This window comes from Lacticaseibacillus jixianensis, from assembly GCF_003946485.1.
GTDB lineage: Bacteria > Bacillota > Bacilli > Lactobacillales > Lactobacillaceae > Lacticaseibacillus > Lacticaseibacillus jixianensis.
The window spans coordinates 1-22823 of sequence record NZ_RHOJ01000010.1 but is presented as its reverse complement, the minus strand read 5'-3'; the positions used below and the strand labels follow the sequence as shown (position 1 = coordinate 22823).

Below are 22823 nucleotides of genomic sequence, written 5' to 3'. Positions count from 1 at the left end.
TCGCTTCATCCCTTCCGAATCAAGGTGACCATATCGTAGGCGCCAATCTGGAGCTTTGTCTGGTCTTCGCAGACCTCCTCCAGCGCATTGGCGGCAAGCCAGCCGGCCTTCAGCAGCTGCGTCACGTCTATGGCTTTAGCGCTTTGGTTAGCCAGGCGCAAGACCACGGCATGATCGACGGTGTAAGCCGGATACAGGGCGGAAATCGTTACTGAGGGATCAAACTGCAAGAACGTCTCCGTGGCCTTGATCGCCGGCAGACCTTCGTCAAACTCCAGCGGCCAAAGCTTATTGTCCAGCCGGTTGATAAACAGGTTCAAGGTTTGCAGCTGATAGCCAACGCTCGGCTCGAGCCAGCGCTCAGCCGTTTTGGCCAGCGCCAGTTCATCGACCTTGCCCGTCGCTGTCAAGCCGAACTCGAAGGTATTCTCACCCAGCTCTTCGGCCAGCGGCGTCGGCGTCATGACATGGCCGATACTGGTGGTGTCCCCAGAGGCGCGGCCTGGCCGCCACAACAAGTTCGGCTTGCCCAGCTGACCCGTGGTCGCCATCAGGGTGACGGCAACACTGCCATCCAGCAGCTCGTACTCCTTCATCCCCTTGGCCATCAAGAATAGGCCATGCCTTTGATTGTGCATCCCGACGATCTTGTCAAAGTCGTACAAATTGACCGGCTTTTCCACGAATTCTTTCTCCCAATCGGCAGCAATCGGCAGATTCTTCGTTTCGTGGAAGCCGCCTTGAATCTTCGCCAATGCAGCATCGGTCTTAAAGCCGGTCCGCAGCTGAAGCCGCAGCCGGTGATCGTAGGCTTGATTATCGACGACCAACTTGCCGTCAAGGACCGGACTGCCAGCCTTGAGGCTCAAACTTAGGGTGTAAGGCACGGCCATCAGTTCCGGCTTGGCCGCCGTGCGGTCCGCCAGCGTCTTCGGCAGCTGCCAGGTCCCCTTGAGGATCAGCTGGTCGGTTTCCCCGACTTGCTGGTGCGTGAGTTCACCCGTCAACGGTAAGGACTTCTCACTGTCACCGCGCAGTGGCGAATAATCATAGGTATCACCATCATTACCAGAATCAAGGATACTCAGCACGTTGGCATAGGTCTTGTCTGCTGCTTTTGCGCTAAATTGACCATTCTTGAAGGTCACCTGCCAGGTGTTATTCTTGATCGTCTCGCCACTTACAGACTTGAATTCCGGCAGGGCGCGAGCCGCCTTTTCATCGAAGGCGATGACCTGATAGCCCAAGCCATCAAACTGGCACCAGAGCCGAACGGTCAACTTGTAGTAGGCTGGCTCATCCTTGAACTCAAAGCCCTTGGTAGTCTGCTGCATAATGTGCTCGCGTTTTGCGACTTTCTCGCTGGCGATAATGGTCGCCTTGTACTTTGGCGCAAAGTGCAGCCGCTTGCTCGACGCCAGGATCAGTACATCTTTGTAGCCGGCAAATGGTCGCGGTGTCAGGTTAAAGACCAGCAACTGGTGCGGTGTCAGGTCAAGCCGCTGCGCGATCCGCTTCTTGGCATAATTTTCCAGCCCTTCTGCGATCTCGAAGCCTTCCTTGAATCGGTGCGCGACGTCTTCGGCCACATTGTCGGAAATGCTGCCCCCAAGAGTATCATGCGGCTGGCATTCCAGCAGTTTCTTCCACAGCCTCAGGGCCACGCCGGTCGACAGATCGATGCCGCAGCGCTGCGCGATCACGATCAGCGGCTCGACCCGCTTAAGGATCAGCTGTTCCAGCTGGAAGTTGTCACGCTTAAACTGCGAACGGACTGACCCGATCGTCCGGTGGACCCGCGAATACGTCGGTAAGCGCAACTCGCCCTGATAACTTGGCAGATCAGTGCGCTGCCGCAGCGTATTCATGAAGGCGGGATAGCTGCTGATGAAGACATGGTTGTGGCTGTACTGATTGACTTTGGCCAGCGTATCCTCAAGGTTGTGGACGATGTTCATCTGGTCGATCCCAGAAGGAACCAGCACCGGATCGTTATTGCCGTGCTCGGCTTCAAAGTCGATGCCTTGGTCCAGCCGGTTTTCGACGAAGCTCTTGAGGTCTTTCTTGGAGTCCACTGCGATTTGGCCAGTGTAATACCCAAACGGGAAGTTCGCCGCGTACACCCGGTTATTGCCCAGACCTTGCCACTTGAAGTAGACCGAATTCATCTGGCGTTTGAAGTTCGTGCCACGCCAGAAAATAAAGTCGTGGATCCCGACCTGGTTGAGCAGCATCGGCAGCTGTGCATTGAAGCCAAAGGTATCAGGCAGGTACCCAATCATCATCGGCTGGCCATACTGCCGCCGCGTATCCAAGATCCCGATGACCAGGTTACGAATGATTGACTCAGCATCCGGGATCATCGCATCCGTTTGGGTGTACCACGGGCCGATGAACAACTGACCACGGGCCACCAGCTTGCGGATGCGCGCCGGCGCTTCAGGATGCATCGCACAGTACTCGTCGACAATGGAAGCTTGACCATCGAGCGTGAAGTTGACCGCCGGGTGGGCCTCCAGTTCCTTCAGGACGTCGGAGAAGAGCTGATCGCTCAACACCTGAGCGTCCTCTGTCGTGAAGTACCACTCTCGGTCCCAATGCGTGTGATTTACAAAATGAGCTTCTGTCATATCTGTCTCCCTTTTCAACAATAAAGGCCGCAGTTAGGTGAACTCACCATCGTGCGGCCCTCCATGCAACTAACCGTTAGTTCTGGAAATCAAGCTTAATGTCGTCCTCTTCTGCGCTCGTGGTGTCATCCTCGCTCTTCGTATCGCGGAAATCGACCGCCAGTGGTGCCAAGATCCCGATGACCAAGGCACAAACCGCTAGACCAACCAGGTAGGCCCAGCCATTTTGCAAGGAAATGAACCCGTAGATCCCACCAACTGGTGGAATGTGAGCAGTTGCGCCCAGTGCAACCGCACTGGCCGAACCGGCAGCCCCGGCAATCATGTTGATTGGGGTCAGCTTCAACGGATTGACCAAGGTGAACGGAATCGCGCCTTCGGTGATCCCGACAAAGCCCATGAACCAGTCAGACCGACCGGTATCCAGGAACTCTGGGGAGAACCGGTTCTTGAACAGGGTCGTTGCAACGGCGTAGCCCAGCGGAATCCCAGCAATCGCAACGTTCGCGATCATCGCTGGCATGTAAATCTTTTCAGCCAGCAGGACATTACCAGCCATCCAAGCGGCCTTGTTGACCGGACCACCCAAGTCGGTCCCGATCATGGCACCCATGATCAGCGCCAAGGTGACGGTGGATACATTGCTGGTGCTCATGCCCTTGATCCAGGCCACCAGCGAAACATTGATCCAAGTGAGCGGACCCTTCAGCAGTACGCCCAGTACGATCGCCACGACCATGGTCGAAATCAATGGCACAATGACCAGCGGCATGATGGATTCGTACTTTTCACCAACGTGGATGTGGTTCTTGCACCAGCGTGCGGTGTAGCCGGCCAGGAAGCCAGCGACCAAGGCGCCCAGGAACCCCATGTTGGTGTTAGCGGCAAGTTGGCCGCCGATAAAACCAGCCGCCAAGCCTGCTTTATCACCGATCGCATAGGCAATGTAGCCGCCCAGGACCAGGCAGATCAGGCCGATCCCAATCCAACCAACATTTTCAATTTCGTTCATGTAGAACCAAAAACCGGACTTATATGGCGTGTAGTCGGTGATCCCGAAAATCAAACCAATGATTTTCGGAACGGCAACAACCAATGACCCGCCAATGACAACAGGTAGCATATACGAGATACCTGACATCAGGTACCCTTTCCACTCTGCCAATAGCTTTCTCATGGCATTAACCCCCTATTTTAATTCAATAATGACGTTCATAAACTTACTTAGCTGCCTCGCGCGCGGCAACGGCTTTGCTGACCTTGTCGATCACGGCCTTGGGCTTCTTGATGCAAGTATTGATATCGACCCGCACCGTTGGGATACCCTTAAAGCGGTCCATCTTTTCAATCTTCTGGTCAGAGCCAATGATTAAGAACTTAGCGCTTTGAGCTTCTTCTGGGGTAATCTCGTTCTTCAGCCCCATTGATCCTTGCTGTTCAACCTTTGCCTTCAAACCGAGTTCGTCTGCAGCCTTTTCCAATGCCTTCGCGGCCATTGGCGTGTGCGCCAAGCCAGCTGGGCATGATGTAATCGCAACGAAATCCATAAGAATCACTCCTTCATGACTAATTTTGTTTCTGACCCGTTAATACCGCGTAAACCTCGTCAGGGGTCTTGCTGGCAGCAAGCGCTTGCCGCTCCTTCTCCTCAATCAACGCGGCCGAGAAATCAGACAACGTTTGTAAGTGCTGCTCTGAGCTGCCCTCAGGAACAAGCATGGCAATAATCTGAGTCACTGCCTGATCGTCCATTGTCTCCCAACCTGGGATGCCGTGGGCAGACCGAACAAACAGCACTGCCGGTTGCTTGATTGCTTTGGTAATGGCGTGAGGGATCGCAATGCTATCCTGAAGACCGGTTGAGGCTTCGGCTTCCCGGTGATCAAGCGCGGCTTTCACCGCCGTCTCATCATCGGCAAACCCCAAGGCCACCGCCTTCTTCGCGATGAACGCGAAGGCTTCTTCACGATTCTTGAAGTCCTCGTTTAGAAAGATATAGTGTCGATCAAAAATATCAGTCATTTTGCATTGTCCCCTCTTTGCCTGGTGTTTTGTCTTGGATGCTATGGGTCACATCTTCAAGCGTTGTTGCATCGCCAAGTTGGCGCATGCGGCCAGGGTCTTGAATTAATTCATAAAAATAGCTGTATATATCGTCCATCTTGGCTTCGACACTCTTGTTCAGGGCGACGAAGAACACCACATGGACGCGCTCGCCGTCCCACGGGATCCCCGACTTGGATGTCAGAAGCCCGATTGCTGGTTTCACGACGTGTTTCATGTCACCGTGCGGGATCGCACAATTGCCGATCACCGTTGATGCTAAGGCCTCGCGGGCCAAGGCTGACTCAGCCATGTCGTGGTCGACATAGCCGGCCTGCTCGAGGACCGCAGTCAGGTCATTGATGGCCGCCTTCTTCGTGCCACACTTGACATTCACAATCGTGGTCGCCGGTGACAACATATTCAGGAAGGCGTGTTTCGCATATTTGCTTTTACGGATATTTTTCTCGAGCTTACCAAGCAACGTCATTTCCTGATCATTCAGGAATGGGCTCACTTGGATCACCCGTGAATCATTCATTTTCAGCGGGATCGTGGAAATGATAATGTCCGCATCGACCTGCGTGTGCATCAGTTCATTCACCGACAAGGTCGCGGTGACTTCCATCTCAGGAAACTTGTCTTTCACGCGCTGCCTGAGCAGCTCTGCAGTGCCATAACCGGTACTGCAAACGATCGCGATCCGGACATCTTGATCGGCGCCGTGGCGCCGTTCAAAAAAGGATTGAAAGTGTAAGGCTAGGTAAGCGATCTCATCTTCGGACAAGGTCAACTGCGTCTTCTTCTTCAATGCCACGGTCAAGTCCAGCGCTGCTTGAAAGGCCATGGGAAAGTTCTTCTTCACGTCTTCGCGATACGGATTGGTAATGGAGATGCCATGGCTCACCCGCACCAGCGCCGGCCGTAAGTGCAAGGCCAAGTTCCGCAGCAGGGTGTCATCATAACCGCCCAAGTGCAACCGTAGCCATGCCGTCAGATCCTGATCGACCAGGCCGCCCTGATTCAAGTTGATGTAGCCGTCTTCGATTGCGACCACATGCATGTTCAGGTAAACAGCTTCATCTTTCGGGATCGGCAGATCAAAGGCCTCACTCAGCATCTTGACCAGCCGCTTCGTGTTCGGCGACAAGGCCGTCCCAGCACCAGCGGCGACTGCGGCATGCGTCACATACTCGCCGTTTTTGATGCGCTGCAGGGCAATCGTGGTATGAATCAGCAAAGATTCGTACTCGTACTCGTTAACTTGTGTGCTCAAGGTGTTGATGAAGCGGCTAAGCACCGCCTGAGTTTTGTCCAAAATACTCTTATCCACGTACTGACTGAGCGAGGCTGGCACCTCAAATGTGCGCGTGATCGAACCGGTTTGATCCTGATGAACTTCCTGCCCCCAGTAGTGCTGAAGCAGTTTGCCCATCAGCGTCCGCACATCGGCCTCCGAGGCAGCGAACTGAACGCCCGCCGCCGTCGTTTGCAGCTTCAAACCGTATTCCGACTTGAGCTGGCGCAAATCTCGCTCCAAGGTACTCTTGCTGACGAAGAAGTGATCGGCTAAATCTGCCAGCAACATCGGCTGCTTAGCAGTGATCAACGTGCTAAGGAGCTGCAGCCGCCGCGTCTCATCATCGACTTTGCCGACGTTGCTCGGAAAAGCCGCCAGTAGTTTATCCGTATTCCCGGCAAGGTGAATCCCTTGCCCACGTTTGCGGATCAACTTGATGCCCAGGGGGGCCACTTCCGCGGCCGCTCGGTCTAAGTACTTCGCAACGGTTTTCCGTGAGATGCCTAGGTAATCCATCAAGTCCTGATAATGAACCTCGGGCTTAGATAGGAGATATTGAATGATTTTCTTTGTAAGAGTTCGCGGTGAATTATTTGGCGCCAAATTTATCACTCCTAACTTTTACAACCCCATCTTATTGGAACCGATTACATCCGTTAAGCTCAATAAAGTACATTAGGAGATAGTGTACTTACTGAAAGATGTCCTGGGTGGCTGTACTCATTGCATGGACTGCCTTGGTGCTGCAGCTTCTGCGCCGCTGCTACTCGAGGACATTTACGAATCACCCGCCAAAGCAAATGGTGCTCGATCACCCACAGTAATCAAATAGGCGCTTTAAACGGTGCGGGCTCGCACGTTTTAGGCGCCTGTTGTGGGTAATATGAAGGCTGAATGACTGAATGTAACGTTGCCACTATCGTTTGCTGATGTAAAACAGCAGGACGATCATTGCTAATGCGTAAATTGACGAATTCAAGATGTTCTTCTGGAACCACCAATAGCCCGCTGTGATCCCCAGAAAGATAATCAGAAACGCAAAGACGAGGTTGGCCGCGCTCGGGACCAGCACGGCAATCAGAACTAGTGCCAGCGCGGTCAGGCCACTGTATTTGTGGAAAAATGTTTCAACGGTTTTCATATTTCACCTAAAGCAGTTTAGATTAGCTAAGTCCCGGATTTATTACGAGGTACCATGGATTGGTCGATACTGCTTTCCAATTTAGTATAAGCTAATTTCAATTTAACGCCGAATACCGCTGGCAGATCGCGCTTCTGAAAGCGCTTCACATTTCTAAAAACTTGTGAAATAATGATCAGTGTTCCAAATGACAACTCAAGGGAGTGGGTAATTTGAAGATCAAAGCAGCTGTTGTAGAGAAGCAAAACGCGGATTTCGAGATCAAAGATGACGTCGAACTGGCCGAAATGGGCCCGGATGACATCCAAGTCCACATGGTTGCCAGCGGCATCTGTCACTCGGATGAAGCCCTGCGCATTGGCGACGCCGTGATCGACTACCCGATCGTCCTGGGCCACGAAGGCTCGGGGATCGTCGAGAAGGTCGGCCCGGAGGTCACCCAATTCAAGCCCGGCGATCACGTTGTTTTGAGTTTTTACGCGTGCGGGAACTGCAAGTCCTGCCTGAAGGGCATCCCGACGCAGTGTGAGAACTACGCGCACAACAACCTGTCCGGCGTGCGGCCGGACGGCTCCAGCCACTTCACCGAAAATGGCCACCACGTCGCTGACATGTTCGACCAGTCCTCATTCACGACCACCACTGTCGTCCGCGAGCGCAACGCCGTGAAGGTCGACAAGGACCTCGACCTGCGCACCCTCGGCCCGCTGGGCTGCGGCTACGTCACCGGCTCCGGTACTGTGCTGAACACGCTGAAGCCAAAGCCTGGCGACACGATTGCCGTCTTCGGCACCGGCGCCGTGGGCCTGGCTGCCATGATGGCCGGCCGCATTTCCGGCTGCGTCAAGGTCATCGGGATCGACATCGTGGATTCCCGCCTGCAGCTCGCCAAGGAGCTCGGCGCCACCGACGTCATCAACTCCAAGGACGTTGACGTGGTCAAGGCCGTGCAGGACCTGACCGATGGCCACGGCGTGGACTGGGCCGTTGACACGACCGGCGTCACCGCCGTCATGGAGAACTCCATCAAGGTCCTGGCGCAGGGCGGCACCACGGCGACCATCGCCGTGACCCCGCACCACATTGACGTCGACACCTGGAACGACCTGTGCGTGGACGACAAGAAGATCGTCGGCGTCAACATGGGCGACTCGATCCCGCAAATCGACATTCCGCGCCTGATCGCCTTCTACAAGATGGGCATGTTCGACTTCCCGAAGACCGAGAAGTTCTACAAGTTCGACCAGATCAACGAGGCCAACGCCGATTCCCGCTCCGGCAAGACCATCAAGCCGGTACTGGTCATTGACGAGGACTACAAGCCAGGCGAATAACGTCATGCTGACAAAAGAAGCCCCAGCGCTGCAAAATTCCTGCAGTGCCGGGACTTTTTTTATGTGGCAGCCGGCCTGCATTGGGCCTTTTGCCTAAGTGGCCTACCATCAGTGCGCCCGGGCCTTGGCAGCTTCACTGGCCGTCGGGCTAAAACCGTCGCCCCTTTGCACCTTGGCTTAATCGGGCGCCGGGGCGACAACGCGGGAGTGGCTAGCTAGGCTCTGCACCTTGAAGCCAAAAGCGGCTTCAAGGCGCCGTGCTACGCTACCCATCTCGCTAAAACCGTCGCCCCTTTGCACCTTGGCTCAATCGGGCACCGGGGCGACAACGCCCGAGCGGCTAGCTACGCCCCAAGCCTCGCCGCTAAAGTACAGCGGCAATGCTTGGATCTAGGCTAGCCGTCGGGCTAAAGTCGTCGCCCCTTTGCACCATAAAAGAGCCACCGGCCCGCCAACCAGTGACCCAAATCAAAACCGCTTTGAGGACCGAAGCGATTCTGAGCATCGCTCACGTACGAGGAAGAAACATCGCTGAGTGACAAACTATGCTCAACGATTAATGTCATTCTACGATGGGCCCTTTCCCCTGACAACTAAAACGACTCGGCAAGGCGCCGCTCAGCGGGTCGCCGGCGCAAACGCCCACAAGCCAACTCCGTGCGCAGGGATGAGTGCCTTGGCACCAGCGGCCGGCTGCCACACCGAACGGGCCGCTGCTGGCAGCTGCATGCTGGCAGCGAGCGCTGTGGCCTTGTCAGTGAGGTTGAACACCGCCAGGTACTGCTGGTCGGCGCTAATCCCCCGCCACACAACGGTAGTGTCATCTGCCGCCTCCTGCCAGGCGTCTTGAAGCGTCTGCCGCATGGTTAGCAACGCCGGATTCGTGAACAGCGCCTCTTCTTCGCCGCCGTAGGTCAGATCGCCGCCCAGAAACAGCGGAGCCCGCAGCAGCGACCACAGCGTCAGCATCGTCTGGCTTTCGGCCTTGGTGAAGCGAGACCGCGGCTGGGTCGGGTCCTTTTCCCGGGCGCGCTGGCGAATTGCCCCCAGTGGCAGCATGTCTGGGTCTGGCCAGTTGCCTTCCCGCACGAACGGCGCCCATTTGGCCACGACCGGGAACATCGCCTTGAGCTGGTCCCAGGTATCCCAGAAGTCGTCCGTCAGGCGCCACATGTTGGCATTTTGCTGCAGGAAGGCCCCCTTTTCAATATCAGCCGGGCCTGGTGAGAGGCTTAAGACCATGGGCCGGCCGGTCTGATCAATGGCGCGCCGAATGGCCTGGATCTCCGGCTGCAACATGCCGTACAGGCGCGAGTCGCAGATGTCGTCGACCTTGAGAAAATCCACGCCCCAGCTTGCATACAGCGCCATCAGCTGGTCGTAGTAGACCTGCGCGCCGGGCTGCGTCATGTCCAGCCCGTACATGTCGCTGTTCCACGGGCAGATGTTATTCGCAGCCACATCGCGGGCGGCATAACGGCCACCGGCAAAGGTGCGATTCTGGTGCACCGCCTGGCGCGGGATCCCGCGCATCAGGTGGATGCCGAACTTCAGACCCAGCTGGTGGACGTACGCAGCCAGCGGCGCAAAACCCGCGCCGTCAGCCGCCGACGGAAACCGGCTCGCGGCCGGGATCAGCCGACACTCGTCATCCATCGCTAGGTCGGTGAACTGATGATACGCCCAGGAATTCGCCTGTGGTTCGTACCACTGGATGTCCACCACAATGTATTCATAGCCGAAGGGTTTAAGGCGCCCAGCAACGTAATCCGCGTTGGCCCTGACCTCGGCTTCGGTCACCGAGGCGCCGAAGCAGTCCCAGCTATTCCAACCCATGGGCGCGTGCGGGGTCCACTGCCGAAAATTATCCATCGTTTTTTCTCTCCTCTCGCCTGCAAAGCTGACTCATGCGCCAGCGCTAGTACGTGAAGGTCTTAAATTTCAGAAGGCCTGGCAGCTGGCCGAGCTGGATGACGGTCTGCTCGTCGCCATTCAAAATACGGCCGCTTTGCCAGTGGCCTGCCACCATCTCGCCTTCTTCAAGCTTCAACAGGCCCACTGGCCGCGCGGTGGCGCTGCTGGGCTCGAGTACGATCCGAATATTGATCCCGAACACCAGAAATTCATTGGCCGCCAGCTCAAGGATGAACCCGGCGGAAGGGGCCTGCTCACCGGTCAAAGCGGCGAAGTGCACCACCACGTTGCAATTTCCCAGCCGGACCCTGACCCCTTCATCGGCCGGCTTAGTGGCAATAAAGGCGTGTAGCCGCGAAGAATCCTGATTGCCGGCCAAAAGCGGAATCAGCCCCTTCAGCAGCCGATAGGCCGTCGCCAGCGCCGGCCCGGCCTGCCCGCCTTGGTCAAACGCACGCGGGTCGATGGCCAGGGCCTTCAGCATCTGCGGATCCGCCTTGGCTGGCGTCGTAAAGAAATCCTCGGCCCCAAACGGTGAAAACAGCAGCAGGTCATAATGGCCAATCGCGTAAATCAGGTTGGAGACCGCCGGCAGTGCCCGCGCCGTTTCTGGGACCAGCAAGGCGTTTTGCTGGGAAAAGTAGGCGTCAGTAACTTCCGTAAAGTTCGGGACGTAGATGTCAGGTGCGATCAGATCAATTGACGGTGCCACCTTTTGCCAGGTCTTGACCATCTTCACGGTTGGCCCACCGGTCGGATACGTGCCCGGAAATGATGCGCCAGGAACGTCCAGCGGCTTTTGCTGCCAGGCGTTCACGTACAGCGGCAGTGGGTATTCCCGCTTACCGGCCGCAGCCACGGTTTCGACCGCCGACGCGAACAGGTACGCCATGTATTGCTCCTTGGCTGCTTCGCCAAAATAAGCGCGCCAGGACTGCTGCGTGTCTTCGGCCAGGCTGGCCGCCACGGGCTGCCCCAGGGCTTGGTCTTCATCGATCGCGTGGTCAAAATCCGCGTTCAGCAGGCCAGTCTCGTTTTCGACCTGCACCATGATCACCGTGTTTTCCGTCTCGTCGCGCTGCTTGATGTGCGCCATTAGGTGGCTAAACGCGGTGGCGTCCAAGCCAATCGCACGGTGGTCCGCTGGCGAAATGGCAAGCAGGTGCCGGCCGGTCTGGTCCTGTGAGTAAATGGTGGCCGGATCAGTCTTGAGCCACTCCGGCACATACGTGGACCCGGCGTTTTTCCACAGACCGAACCACAGCAAGACCAGTTTCACCTGATGTTCCCGCGCCGCAGTGATGAGATAGTCGACGGTGGCAAAGTCGAATTTGGTTTTTTCCGGTTCGATCATTTCCCAGTAGACCGGGGCAACCAGCGTATTGATATTCAGGGCCATCACTTGTGGCCAGACCTTCTCCTCCATGTAGCCGGGGTCGCTGGCGCTCGAGTTATGAATTTCCCCGGCTAAACCAATAAAAGGTTTGTCATTGACAATTAAAGCGGTGCCATTTTCACGTTTTTCCAAATGTGGTAACACGATGCTGCTCCTCCTTGATGCCCTTGATTGTTCATCGTCTGCCGCACGGCCGCGCCGAGTGGTTACCGTTGCCCGTAGTACGCATTTTTCCCGTGCTTGCGGTAGTAATGTTTGTCCAGCAGGTACTGCGGCACGTGGTTGTCCTTAGCGCTCAGCGTCATGGTCTGATAGTCGATCTGGCTGACCACCTCAAGCACCTTAGCATTATAAACCGCTTTCGCCGGGGTGGCGCCCCAAGTAAACGGCCCGTGCTGGCTGACCAGTACCGCTGGCACCGCATCGTGATCAAGGTGGCGGTCGGCAAAGGTTTTGACGATCACCTCACCGGTTTCTTCCTCGTAGGCCCGCTCGATCTGCTCCTTAGACAGCGGTTCAGACACTGGGACATCCCCGTAAAACGTGTCAGCGGCGGTGGTGTTCAGCGCCGGCACAGCCATGTTGGCACTGGCAAACGTGACCGCGTATGGCGAGTGGGTGTGCACAATGCCGCCGATGTCGGCAAACGCGTTGTACAAGACCACGTGCGTTGGCGTGTCGCTGGAGGGGCGCAGCTTGCCTTCGACGACTTCGCCCTTCAGGTTAACGACGACCATGTCGCTGGGGCGTAAGGTCTCGTACGGTACCCCGGAGGGCTTGATCACAAATAGCCCCGCCTCGCGGTCGATCCCGGAGACATTGCCCCAGGTGAACGTCACCAGGTCGAGCTTGGGCAGCTGCATATTGGCTTCGTAGACTTCTTCTTTGAGCTTTTCTAGCATGTCCGCCCTCCTACTCGATCACGACGGCCTGCACCCCAAACAGCGTCGCCAGGTCCTTGATCTGCGTGGTGCTGATGCTAAAGGACAGGACCGTGTGGTGACCGCCGCCGTTTTTGATCCAGGCGGTGGCGCCTTCCTTCAGCCCCACCGTGGGCGTCCAAAGCTGGCTGGCCACCGGCAAATGCGGCAGCGGCTGTTCGGCCTTGGCTGCGTTGACCGGGTAACCGATGAACTTGAAACCGTCGCGGAAGTCTGCCAACGTCACGTCAACGGCGTCGCCGGCAGAGCCGTTAAAGACCAGCCGGGCCGGGTCGGCCTTGCCCCCGATGTCCAGCGGGTGCACTTCGATCCGCGGCTTGTCGGAGGCGATCGAAGGATCAACTTCCAGCATGTGTGAGCCCAAAATGGCCTCGTGCCCTGGGCGCAGATCCAGCGTGTAATCCTCCATGAACGACGTCTGCTGGTTGTGCGCCATCACCTTCAGAATACGGCTGAGCGCAGCGGTCTTCCAATCCCCCTCAGCGCCAAAGCCGTAGCCCTCCGCCATCAGCAGTTGCGCCGCCAGCCCCGGCAGCTGCTCGAGGCCGTGCAGGTCCTCGAAGTTGGTCGTGAAGCAGTTGTAGCCGCGGTCATCCAGAAACTTTTTAATGCCGAGGTATTCGCGGAGCTGGTAGCGCACCGCGTGGTCGTACTTGGCCGCATCATTATCTCCGCGCACCACGGTGTACTTGGCGGTCAAGTCCGCGTAAGCCTGGTTGATGTCGGCTTCACTCACCGCATCGATCACTTCAACCACATCGTGCAGCGCGTAGTAGTCGACGGTCCAGCCAAACTTGATCTGGGCCTCCACTCGGTCGCCGTCTGTGACCGCCACGTTGCGCATGTTGTCGCCGAACCGCGCCACTTTGGTCTGAAAACTCTCGGCGTAGGCCACGGCCACGTCTTCCCAGTCCGCGATCTGCTGCTTGACCGCCGGGTCGTCCCAGTGGCCGTACACGACCTTGTTGCGGATGCCTAGGCGCGCGTTGATGTAGCCGTACTCCCGATCGCCGTGCGCGCTTTGATTGAGGTTCATGTAGTCAAAATCGATGGTCGCGTACGGAATGTCTTCGCGAAACTGCGTCGCCAGGTGCAGCAGGGGCTTTTGCAGCAGCTTGGTGCCGCGGATCCAGTTCTTCGCCGGGGAGAACGTGTGCATCCAAGTGATGACGCCGGCGACCTGATCGCGGTAGTTGACCTCCTTCATAAAGGCGGTAATGCCGTCAGCCGTCGTCAAAACGCCTTTGAACACGACCGGGTAAGGCAAGGTCCCACTTTCGTTCAGCTTCGCGGCGATGACCTTGCTGTCGGCCTCGACCTGCCTGAGGGCGTCCTCGCCGTACAGGGCCTGGCTGCCCACGGCAAACCAGAATTCATATTGTTGTGCTAATTTCATTGCTAAGTCCTCCATTCAGATTTTCTAATCAACGAGACTGCCGGCCTGCCGCGCCAACGGCAAGGCTTTTTGATAGCGGGCAAGAAAATGCTGATAAGCGGCGCGTCCGCTTGGCTCTGGTATCAGCGTGGTCGCCGTCGTCTCCTGAAACACCTCAGACTGCAGATATTCCGCGAGGTCGCCGCCGCCAGCCGCGGTAAACTGCGCAAGCACTGCCATCCCAAACGGCCCGCCGACACTGGCGTTGGTCATGACCGTGATCGGCAAGCCCAGCGCGTTGGCCAGCACTTGCTGGGCGATCTTCGGGGTCTTAAACAGCCCGCCTTGCGCAACCATCGTGGACGCCTTCAGCGTGACCAGCTCGTGCAGCTTTTCCATGCCGACCGCCAGCGGCGCAAAGGCCGCGTCCAGCTGCGTCGCCATGAAATTGGCCAGCGTCATCTGCGTGCTAGACGTGCGCACCTGAAGCGGCCGGCCCTGATCGACCTGGGTGATGTTCTCACCAGACACGTTGGCAAAAGCGAGCAAGCCCCCCAGGTCGGCATCCGCCTTGGGGACTGCAGCGAAAAGCCGCTGGTATAAGTCACCAGGGGTCTCACCGGTGACCGCCGCGATCGCCTCCCCCATCAACCCGATCCACGCGTTGAGGTCCGAGGAGCAATTATTGGCGTGCACCATCGCGACCGGCTGCCCAGTTGGCGTCGCGACAATATCGATTGCCGGATCCCAAGAGTCAGGCAGCTCAGGCAAAACGGTCATCGTGAACGCAGACGTGCCTACAGAGATGTTGCCCGAGTTGACCGCCACACTATTGGTGGCGACCATCCCGGTGCCGGCATCCCCTTCCGGCGGCGCCATCACCGCGCCCGGCGCCAGTGTGCCGCTGGGATCCAGCCGCGCGGCGCCAGCCTTGCTCAAGTGGCCCGCCGGCGTGCCCGCCAGCAGCGGCTGCGGCAGGATCTGGCGCAGCTGCAAGTGATGCGCCTGGACCGCCGGCAAGGTGTCAAAGGCCACGAGCTTCATCGCATCATACTCGTTCGTCCCCGGGTCGATGGGAAACATGCCCGAGGCATCGCCGACGCCGATCACCTTTTGCCCGGACAGCTGCCAATGCACGTAGCCGGCCAGCGTGGTCATAAAGGCGACCCGGTCGACATGCGCCTCGTCGTTCAAGATCGCCTGATAAAGGTGGGCGACGCTCCAGCGCTGCGGGATATTGAAGTTGAACAGCTGCGACAGCTGCCTTGCCGCCTCACCGGTCGTGTTATCGCGCCACGTACGAAACGGCGTCAGCAGCTGGTCGGCGGCATCGAAGGCCAAGTAGCCGTGCATCATGGCACTGATACCAATCGCGTCAAGGTGCGTCAGCTGACAGCCGGATTGCTGCTCGACCGCGGCCTTGAGTGCCGCGTAGGCCGCCTGAATACCAGCCCACACCTGGTCGAGCGAGTAGGTCCAGTGGCCGGCCTTGAATTCGTTGGCCCAGCCGGATGTCCCAGCTGCGACCGGCTGCAATTGCCGCGTCAGCAATTCCGCCTTGATCTGCGTTGACCCCAGCTCGATGCCCAGCGTCAACTGACCCGCTTCGACCGCGGCCTTGATTTCCGTATCCATTTGATCCCTCCTGCCCATAAAAAAAGAAGCTGCGGATTATTCGCAACTTCAAGGTAAGCGGTTTATTCGCCGGCGGCAAATTGATTCAATTGATTCGAATCAATTCAGCTCAGTGGCTGGGTGGAGTGGCGCAGCACCACTGCTGCCGGGTATTGAATGGATGCTGGCCGGTCATGGGCAATGGCCTTCAGCACCGCCTGCCCGGCCGCTTCACCCATCCGCCGCTTCGGATGAACCACCGTAGTGAGCGCCGGGCGCGAGTAACGGCTCATTTCGTAGTCGTCAAACCCAACCAGCGAAATATCACCCGGCACCTTCAGCCCCACTTCGCCAAGCCAAGTGATCACCCGGATCGCCAGCTGGTCATTGTAGCAGGCAATCGCCGTCGGTCGCCGTTCCCCGGTGGCCACCGCCAACACGCGGGCTTTGAGGTCGGCAAGCCGGTCGCCGGACTGGTAAAGCATGACGTTGCCAGTCGCCACCGCGGGCTGCCTCGCCTGGTAGGCCTGAACGAAACCCTGCATGCGGTCCACCCCTTGCTGATCATCAATTTGAAACAACCCCAGGATCTGCCGGTGACCCTGCCGCAGCAGCGCCTCGATCAATTGGCGCTCCCCGCCCGCGTCATCGACGGTCAGGGTGGGAAAGTCGGTCAGCCCCGTGTACCCGGCATTGATGAAAACGACCGGAATGCCGGCCAGCGCAATGCGCCGATAAAGCGCCAGATTCGGATTCGCCATCGCGCTGCGGGTCGGCTCGATGATCAGCCCCGCCACGCCGGTATCCATCATCCGGATCAGGCTGCGCCGCTCATTTTCGAATTCATTGTGGGTGTTGCTCAGCATCAAGCCGTAGCCGGCGGCACTCACGACACTGTCGATACCGGAGATGATCGGCGGAAAAATGTAATCCGCCAGGTGCGTGGTGATCACCCCGACGATTTTCTGGGCCGCCTGCTTGCGCTGCTTGTGGTGCGGGTCGGCGACGTAAAACCCACTACCCTGCACGGCGCGCACCAGGCCCTCGGCCACCAGGGCCTTAAGCGCCTGGCGCAGACCGTAGCGGGTGATCGCAAATTGCTGAAGCAGCATCCGCTCCGTTGGCAGCTTCTCCCCCACGGCGTAGCGTCCCGCCAAAATGGCCTCTTTTAATGCGAGTGTTACCGACTCCTGACTTTGCATGACCGTCCTCCTTATTGATTCTAGTAAACGCCCGTGCAGAAATTAATTCAAATAAATTATCTCGGCGAAACCCCAGTCTCCCGGGCAACCAGCTTGCGCCAAGCCGCCGCCGTGAGAAATTACCCCTTACCTCGCGGTTGAAAACCGTTACAATAGGGCTCGTTAGACCGCGGCGCCAGCCAGACTGACGCGCATCCGCATAAGGAGTGTTGATCATGCAAACAGCAAAGTCCCTTCCCACCATTAAAAAAGTCACCATCACTTCCGGCTTTTGGCAGCATTACCGCGACCTAGTGGCCAAGGAGGTCCTGCCCTACCAGTGGCAGGTCATGAATGACGAGGCTGACGGCGCCTTTGATGGCGAAACACCAAGCGCCGGTCCCAGCAAGAACAGCCACGTGATCGCCAACCTCAAGATCGCCGCTGGCCAGCAAACCGGTCACCACTACGGCTTCCCGTTCCAGGACTCAGACGCGTACAAGTGGCTTGAAGCCGCCGCCTACTCGCTGCAGGCGGCACCGAACGCCGCCCTCGAGCAGATCACGGATGGCCTAGTCGATTTGATTGCCGAGGCGCAAGCCGCTGACGGCTACCTGTCGACGTATTTCCAGATCGATGCACCGGCGCACAAGTTCAAGCGCCTGCGCGATTCGCACGAGCTCTACACCATGGGCCACTACATCGAGGCCGGCGTGGCGTACGCAGAGGCTACTGGCAGCCAAAAGGCCCTGACCATTGCGACGCGGATGGCCGACTGCATCGATGCCCACTTTGGGCCAGAGGCCGGCAAAATTCACGGCTACGACGGCCATCCGGAAATCGAGCTGGCCCTGGCGCGCCTGTATGAGGCCACTGGCGATCAGCGCTATTTGAAGCTTGCGCACTACTTCCTGAACCAGCGCGGTTTGGATCCGCTGTTTTTGGAAAAGCAGTTCTTGGCCGATGCTCCTGACCAAGACGCGGCAAAGGCACTGCGCGACTTTGACCCGGACTATTTTGTCGCCGGCGCCCCCCTCAAGGACCAGCAGGTGGCACGCGGGCACGCGGTGCGGGTGGTGTACCTGTGCACCGGGATGGCGCACGTTGCCCGGCTCACCGGCGACCAGGAGCTGCTGGCGGCCTGCGACCGGTTCTGGAACGACATCGTCCACCGGCAGATGTACATCACCGGCAACGTCGGCCAAACCAATAGCGGCGAGGCCTTCACCTACGACTACGACTTGCCGAATGCCACCGATTACGGCGAAACCTGTGCGGCCGTCGGCATGGCCTTTTTCGCGCGGCAGATGCTTGCGCTGCACGCCAAGGGCGAGTACGGCGACATTCTGGAAAAGGAGTTATTCAACGGCGCGCTCAGCGGCATGGCACTGGACGGTAAGCACTTCTTCTACGTGAACCCGCTGGAGGCCGACCCGCTTGCCAGCCAGCAGGATCCCGGCAAGGCGCACATTCTGACCCGGCGCGCGGATTGGTTTGGGTGCGCCTGCTGCCCCGCCAACCTTGCCCGGTTGATCGCCTCCGTGGACCGCTACCTCTACACGCGCAAAGGCGATGCCATTTTGGCCCACCAGTTCATCGCCAACACCGCCGAGTTCAGCGATGGCATCACCATCACCCAGACCAATCAGTTCCCTTGGTCAGGCGCGATCCACTACCACATCGCAAACCCGCACCAAGTAAAGTTCCGCTTCGGCATCCGCATCCCTGCCTGGTCTGCCAGCTACCAGCTGCAACTCAACGGGACCGCCACCCACCTGCCTCAGCAGGACGGCTTCATCTACGTTAATGCCGGGCAGCCGGCCATCGATCTGACCCTCACCTTGGACATGACACCGCAGCTCATGCAGGCCAATAACCGCGTCGCCGCCGATTACGGCAAACTCGCCGTTCAGCGGGAGCCGATCGTCTACGCGGCTGAGCAAGTCGACAATCAGGCGCCACTTGCCCTGTATCGCGTTGCCCCTCACGCCAAGATCGCCTACCACTTTGACGACGCCCTGCTCGGCGGCGTCGGCGTCTTGACCGTCACCGCCGCGCGCGAGCAGGTCGCAGCAGCTGATTCGCCGCTATACACCGCCGTGCACGCAGAAGCGCTGCACCCCGCAGCCTTAACCCTGATCCCATATTACGCGTGGGCCAACCGCGCAGAGGGCCAGATGCGCGTGTGGTTCCATCGCCGCTGACTGGCCAGAAGCTTGTTCCCCTGACGGTCCCTTGCGTTAACCAGGCGGGCTTTCCTGAAACTTCCAGGAAAGCCCGTCTGCCTGGCCTCAGTACTGCTCAAGTGCACGCAAAGGGCACCATCCCTTGCGAAATGGTGTCCCGCCCCCGGGTCTCCCCGGGGTTTTTGTCGTCCCGGTTTCCCGGGACCTACTACCGCCTTGTCGTCGCCGCCAAGGGTCGCTGTATTCAGTTAGGAATGGTAGCAGCATCCTTTCGCACGCCCTGGAAGGGCCCCATGCTTTCAACATGGTCTTCATCGCCAAACTGATCAGATGGCTCAATGCGCCTGGTCAATCCCACAGTGCGGATCGGATCGCCAGGAGGTTTCCGGGTCTTTCTGGCGAGGCTGTTCCTGCCTCACCCTCCCATCATCCGCGAACAGAATAACGCCATTCGCAATTACTGCCAACCACTTGGGCTGCAGTTTACGCAGTTTCCATGCTCGGCTTATCACAGCAGCGCGTTTGGCCAACGGGAGGCTGATGGGCCTTGACCCACTACCGACTCATTGGCAACACAGCAAAACGACCAATGTTTCACGGGAAACATTGGTCGCTAGCGCTGGTTACTTCACGCGCTTGAACACCGGGATCCGGGCCAACGGGGCGTCGGCGGTCACGGTCTGACCGCCCTCAAGGACGTCGCCAGTGTCCACGTTTTGCCACTGGCCGGCCGGCAGGTACACGTCACGCTGCCGCTGGCCCAGCTTGAGCACCGGGGCCACGAGGTAATCTGATCCGAACATGTACTGGTCGGACAGGGTCCAGGCCTTTTCGTCATCCGGGAACTCGTAGAACATCGTCCGCAGCAGCGGGGAGCCATTCTCCGAAGCCTCGCGGTACAGCTGCTCCAGGTACGGCTTGAGGGCCCAGCGGGTCTTCAGCTGTTCGTGCAGCACGTGGTAGACGTCCTCGCCGTAGCTCCACAGCTCGTTGCTTTGCCCGGTGTACAGGCTGCCGCCGCCGTGATTGGACAGTGGCTTGATGTCGTGGGGGCCGCGGTCGCCGTGCATGCGCAGGACGGGAGAGTAAACGGCGAATTCGAACCACCGCTGCAGCAGCTCCTTAAAGTCAGGATCCTGCCAGTCGTCGGTCATGAAGCCGCCCACGTCGGTCGTCCACCACGGAATGCCGGCCAGGCCCATGTTCAGCCCCGCCGCCAGCTGGTCGCGCAGGGAGGCGAAGGTGCTTTGCACATCCCCGCTCCACACCAGCGTGCCCAGCTTCTGGCTGCCGGCCCAGGCCGAGCGCACCAGGGCAAGCTGCTTTTTGGTCGGATCTTCCTTAGCGATGCCGTCGTGGAAGGCCTTGGCGTAAAGCTGCGGGTAAATGTTCGTGACGGCCACCGCCGGCCCGAGGTAGTAGCGGTAGTTGTCGTAATCATACACGGCGTAGTCCGGCTCTGCGTTATCCAGCCAGAACATGTCGATCCCGTAATCGTAATAGTTCTTCTTGCACTTCTCCCAGACGAACTGGCGCGCCGCCGGGTTGGTGGCGTCCAGCTCCAGGCAGTCGCCTTGGAAGTCGTAGGTCTGAATGCTGCCGCGCTCGGTGCGGATCAGGTAGCCCTTGTCGAGCATCTCCTGGAAGTTGATCGACTTGCGGTCGACAGACGGCCAGACGGACACAACGACCTTGGTCCCCATCGCGTGCAGCTCGTCGCACATCGCCTTAGGATCCGGCCAGAAGTCCTTGTCGAACTGCCAGTCGCCTTGGCGAGTCCAGTGGAAGAAGTCGATGACGATCACGTCCAGCGGAATGCCCAGCTGCTTGTAGTGGCGCGCCACGTCCAGCACCTCGTCTTGGGTGCGGTAGCGCAGCTTGCACTGCCACAGGCCCAGCAGGCTGGAATCCATCTCCGGCGCACGGCCGGTGACCGCCGTGTAGTTCGCGACGATCTGCTTTGGCGTGTCGCCCACGGTGAACCAGTAGTCCATTTCCTTGGTCGCTTCACTGTGCCACTCGGTTTTATTTTTGGCAAAAGTGGCCGTGCCCACGCCCGGGTTGTTCCAGAGCATGCCGTAGCCCAAAGAGGAGACGGCAAACGGAATGGAGACCTGCGAGTTGCGCTGCGCCAGCTCCAGCGTGCAGCCCTTGAGATCCAGATACGGCTGCTGGTACTGACCCATGCCGTAGAACTTCTCGCCGTCGTTGGCGTTAAAGCGCACGGTCAGGCCGTAATCGCCGCCGATGATCGGCTTCCAATCGCGGTTAATGACCTTCATGCAGGTGCTTTCGTCCGTGACGCTGCCGTCGTAGTTGCGGTAGTACTCGCGCAGCACTTCCTGATCATCCTTGAAAAAGCGCAGGACGCCGCTGGGGTTGATGCTGACCTTCAGCCGGCCGTTTTGAATCGTCGCGCTGCCCTTGGCCTCATCGATCGCGATCAATGCGCTTTGCGGGTCAAGCGGCTCGCTCAGCGCCCACTGGTTGCCGGTGAAAGCCGGGTACTCCGTGGCACGGACGCGCAGCGCATCCTTGCCCCACGCTTCAAGCCGCAGCGTCTCATTGCCTTTTTGGGCGATCAACGCGTTTTTTTCTGTGTGAAAATACATGGTGTTCCTCCTTAGTGGCACGCCGGCCACTATCACAATTTTTCCCGCTGGCTTTTATTCGTCATTGGGTATACTTTAAATATAGCGGTTTCATTGCGAAAAGCTTTAATCGTTTTGCGGAACACTAACACGATTTTGCTCAGGAGGCTGAAATGACGATCGATCCTGCCCTACGTGAACAAGAACCCCACGGCACCGCGCTGTTCCCCCTGCGCGTCCACGAGATCACCAGCGACGTTGGGGTCGTCAGCCGCGTGCCGCCGCACTGGCACCCCGAAATCGAGATCCTGGTCGTCACCGCCGGCGCGGCCCAGTTTCACCTCGACGGCCAAAGCACCGCCGTGGCGGCCGGGGATGTGGTCTTTATCGCCCCTGACCGCCTGCACGCCTTCACGGCCAAGCTGGGAACGCCCTTCGCCTTTTACGCCGTCGTCTTCGACCCGATTTTCATCACCAGCGCCGTGACCGATCGGCTGCAGGTGCAGTACCTCGACCCCATCTTCCAGGGCGAGCAGCAGTTCCCCCGGGTGATCTCAAGCCGCACCCCCTGGCAGCCCGCGTTCAAGGCGAAGCTGGCGGCGATCCGCCAGGCGACCGAGGCGGCCGCGCCAGGCTTTGAGCTGGTCGTGAAGGCCGAGCTGCTGCTGGCGTGGGCGACTTTGGTGCAGCACACGCGCCAGCCGCTGGCGCCGGTCGCGGACCGGGCCGGCCAGCTCAACTTGGTCAAAAACGTACTGACCTACATCCGCACCCACCTCGATCAGCCGCTCGGCGCCGCGCGGCTCGCCAAGCAGTTCGCGGTCAGTGAAAGCCACCTGTGCCGCCTGTTCAAGGCGGTGACCAAAACCACGCTGTCGGCGAGCATCACGGCGGCGCGCGTGTCAAAGGGCGCGCAGCTGCTGACCAGCACGGCCCTGCCCATCAGCGAGATCGCCATCGCGTGCGGCTTTTCCACCATCTCGTACTTCAACAAACGCTTCAAGGAGCGCCTCCACCAGACGCCCACCGCGTTTCGCCAGGCGGCGCGCCTGTAAACCTGAAAAGAGGCCGAGACATAATTCTCGCCCACAAGAAAAAGCCCTGAGAATCCGAATAATACGGAATCTCAGGGCTTCTTTTTGTGGGCACAGCGCCCATTCTCTGCTAACCTTAACTT

General features: G+C 58.6%; 16 protein-coding genes. 3 read left to right on the top strand and 13 right to left on the bottom strand.

What is annotated here, in order from left to right; translation table 11 throughout:
- Window positions 1–5: 5 nt before the first annotated feature.
- The 6 genes from EKM85_RS05475 to EKM85_RS05450 all read right to left on the bottom strand — a co-directional run bounded on the left by EKM85_RS05475 (window position 6) and on the right by EKM85_RS05450 (window position 7114).
- Window positions 6–2630, bottom strand: coding sequence for a glycoside hydrolase family 38 N-terminal domain-containing protein (locus EKM85_RS05475; RefSeq protein ID WP_125585269.1), 2625 nt, complete (start codon window positions 2628–2630; stop codon window positions 6–8).
- Between the two features lie 76 nt (window positions 2631–2706).
- On the bottom strand, window positions 2707–3807 hold the full coding sequence (locus EKM85_RS05470) for a PTS fructose transporter subunit IIC (RefSeq protein ID WP_125585268.1): 1101 nt from the start codon (window positions 3805–3807) through the stop codon (window positions 2707–2709).
- Window positions 3808–3850: 43 nt separating this feature from the next.
- Window positions 3851–4177 carry a PTS fructose transporter subunit IIB gene (locus EKM85_RS05465; protein WP_125585267.1) on the bottom strand — a complete coding sequence of 109 codons (327 nt, stop codon included), beginning with the start codon at window positions 4175–4177 and terminating at the stop codon, window positions 3851–3853.
- 19 nt (window positions 4178–4196) lie between these two features.
- The gene (locus EKM85_RS05460) at window positions 4197–4652 is read right to left on the bottom strand and encodes a PTS sugar transporter subunit IIA (protein ID WP_125585266.1); all 456 of its coding nucleotides are present in this window, start codon (window positions 4650–4652) and stop codon (window positions 4197–4199) included.
- The gene (locus EKM85_RS05455; protein ID WP_379881947.1) at window positions 4645–6489 is read right to left on the bottom strand and encodes a BglG family transcription antiterminator; all 1845 of its coding nucleotides are present in this window, start codon (window positions 6487–6489) and stop codon (window positions 4645–4647) included. Before EKM85_RS05455 ends, EKM85_RS05460 begins: the two co-directional genes overlap by 8 nt.
- Before the next feature lie 400 nt (window positions 6490–6889).
- On the bottom strand, window positions 6890–7114 hold the full coding sequence (locus EKM85_RS05450; protein ID WP_125585264.1) for a hypothetical protein: 225 nt from the start codon (window positions 7112–7114) through the stop codon (window positions 6890–6892).
- Between the two features lie 212 nt (window positions 7115–7326).
- Here EKM85_RS05450 and EKM85_RS05445 point away from each other — a divergent pair, with 212 nt between their 5' ends.
- A complete protein-coding gene (locus EKM85_RS05445) occupies window positions 7327–8448 on the top strand; it encodes an NAD(P)-dependent alcohol dehydrogenase (protein WP_125585263.1) in 1122 nt (373 codons plus the stop codon).
- Between the two features lie 618 nt (window positions 8449–9066).
- On the opposite strand, the gene EKM85_RS05440 is transcribed toward EKM85_RS05445, so the two are convergent.
- The 6 genes from EKM85_RS05440 to EKM85_RS05415 form a co-directional block, all read right to left on the bottom strand.
- A complete protein-coding gene (locus EKM85_RS05440; protein ID WP_225418939.1) occupies window positions 9067–10320 on the bottom strand; it encodes a glycoside hydrolase family 27 protein in 1254 nt (417 codons plus the stop codon).
- 46 nt (window positions 10321–10366) lie between these two features.
- A complete protein-coding gene (locus tag EKM85_RS05435) occupies window positions 10367–11902 on the bottom strand; it encodes a DUF5597 domain-containing protein (RefSeq protein ID WP_164510678.1) in 1536 nt (511 codons plus the stop codon).
- Window positions 11903–11964: 62 nt separating this feature from the next.
- A complete protein-coding gene (locus EKM85_RS05430) occupies window positions 11965–12660 on the bottom strand; it encodes an L-ribulose-5-phosphate 4-epimerase (protein ID WP_125585261.1) in 696 nt (231 codons plus the stop codon).
- 10 nt (window positions 12661–12670) lie between these two features.
- A complete protein-coding gene (gene araA / locus EKM85_RS05425; protein ID WP_125585260.1) occupies window positions 12671–14095 on the bottom strand; it encodes an L-arabinose isomerase in 1425 nt (474 codons plus the stop codon).
- Between the two features lie 24 nt (window positions 14096–14119).
- Entirely contained in the window at window positions 14120–15709 is a 1590-nt protein-coding gene (locus EKM85_RS05420) for an FGGY-family carbohydrate kinase (protein ID WP_125585259.1), read from the bottom strand.
- A 104-nt stretch (window positions 15710–15813) separates the two neighbouring features.
- Window positions 15814–16890 (bottom strand): GntR family transcriptional regulator, encoded by a 1077-nt coding sequence (locus EKM85_RS05415; protein WP_125585258.1) that lies wholly within the window; start codon window positions 16888–16890, stop codon window positions 15814–15816.
- Window positions 16891–17105: 215 nt separating this feature from the next.
- On the opposite strand from EKM85_RS05415, the gene EKM85_RS05410 reads away from it, so the two are divergent.
- Window positions 17106–19073, top strand: a complete 1968-nt coding sequence (locus EKM85_RS05410) for a glycoside hydrolase family 127 protein (RefSeq protein ID WP_125585257.1) — start codon at window positions 17106–17108, stop codon at window positions 19071–19073.
- Window positions 19074–19678: 605 nt separating this feature from the next.
- Here EKM85_RS05410 and EKM85_RS05405 read toward each other — a convergent pair.
- Window positions 19679–21667, bottom strand: coding sequence for a glycoside hydrolase family 31 protein (locus EKM85_RS05405; protein ID WP_125585256.1), 1989 nt, complete (start codon window positions 21665–21667; stop codon window positions 19679–19681).
- A 152-nt stretch (window positions 21668–21819) separates the two neighbouring features.
- On the opposite strand from EKM85_RS05405, the gene EKM85_RS05400 reads away from it, so the two are divergent.
- Window positions 21820–22701, top strand: coding sequence for an AraC family transcriptional regulator (locus tag EKM85_RS05400; protein ID WP_125585255.1), 882 nt, complete (start codon window positions 21820–21822; stop codon window positions 22699–22701).
- Window positions 22702–22823: the final 122 nt, after the last annotated feature.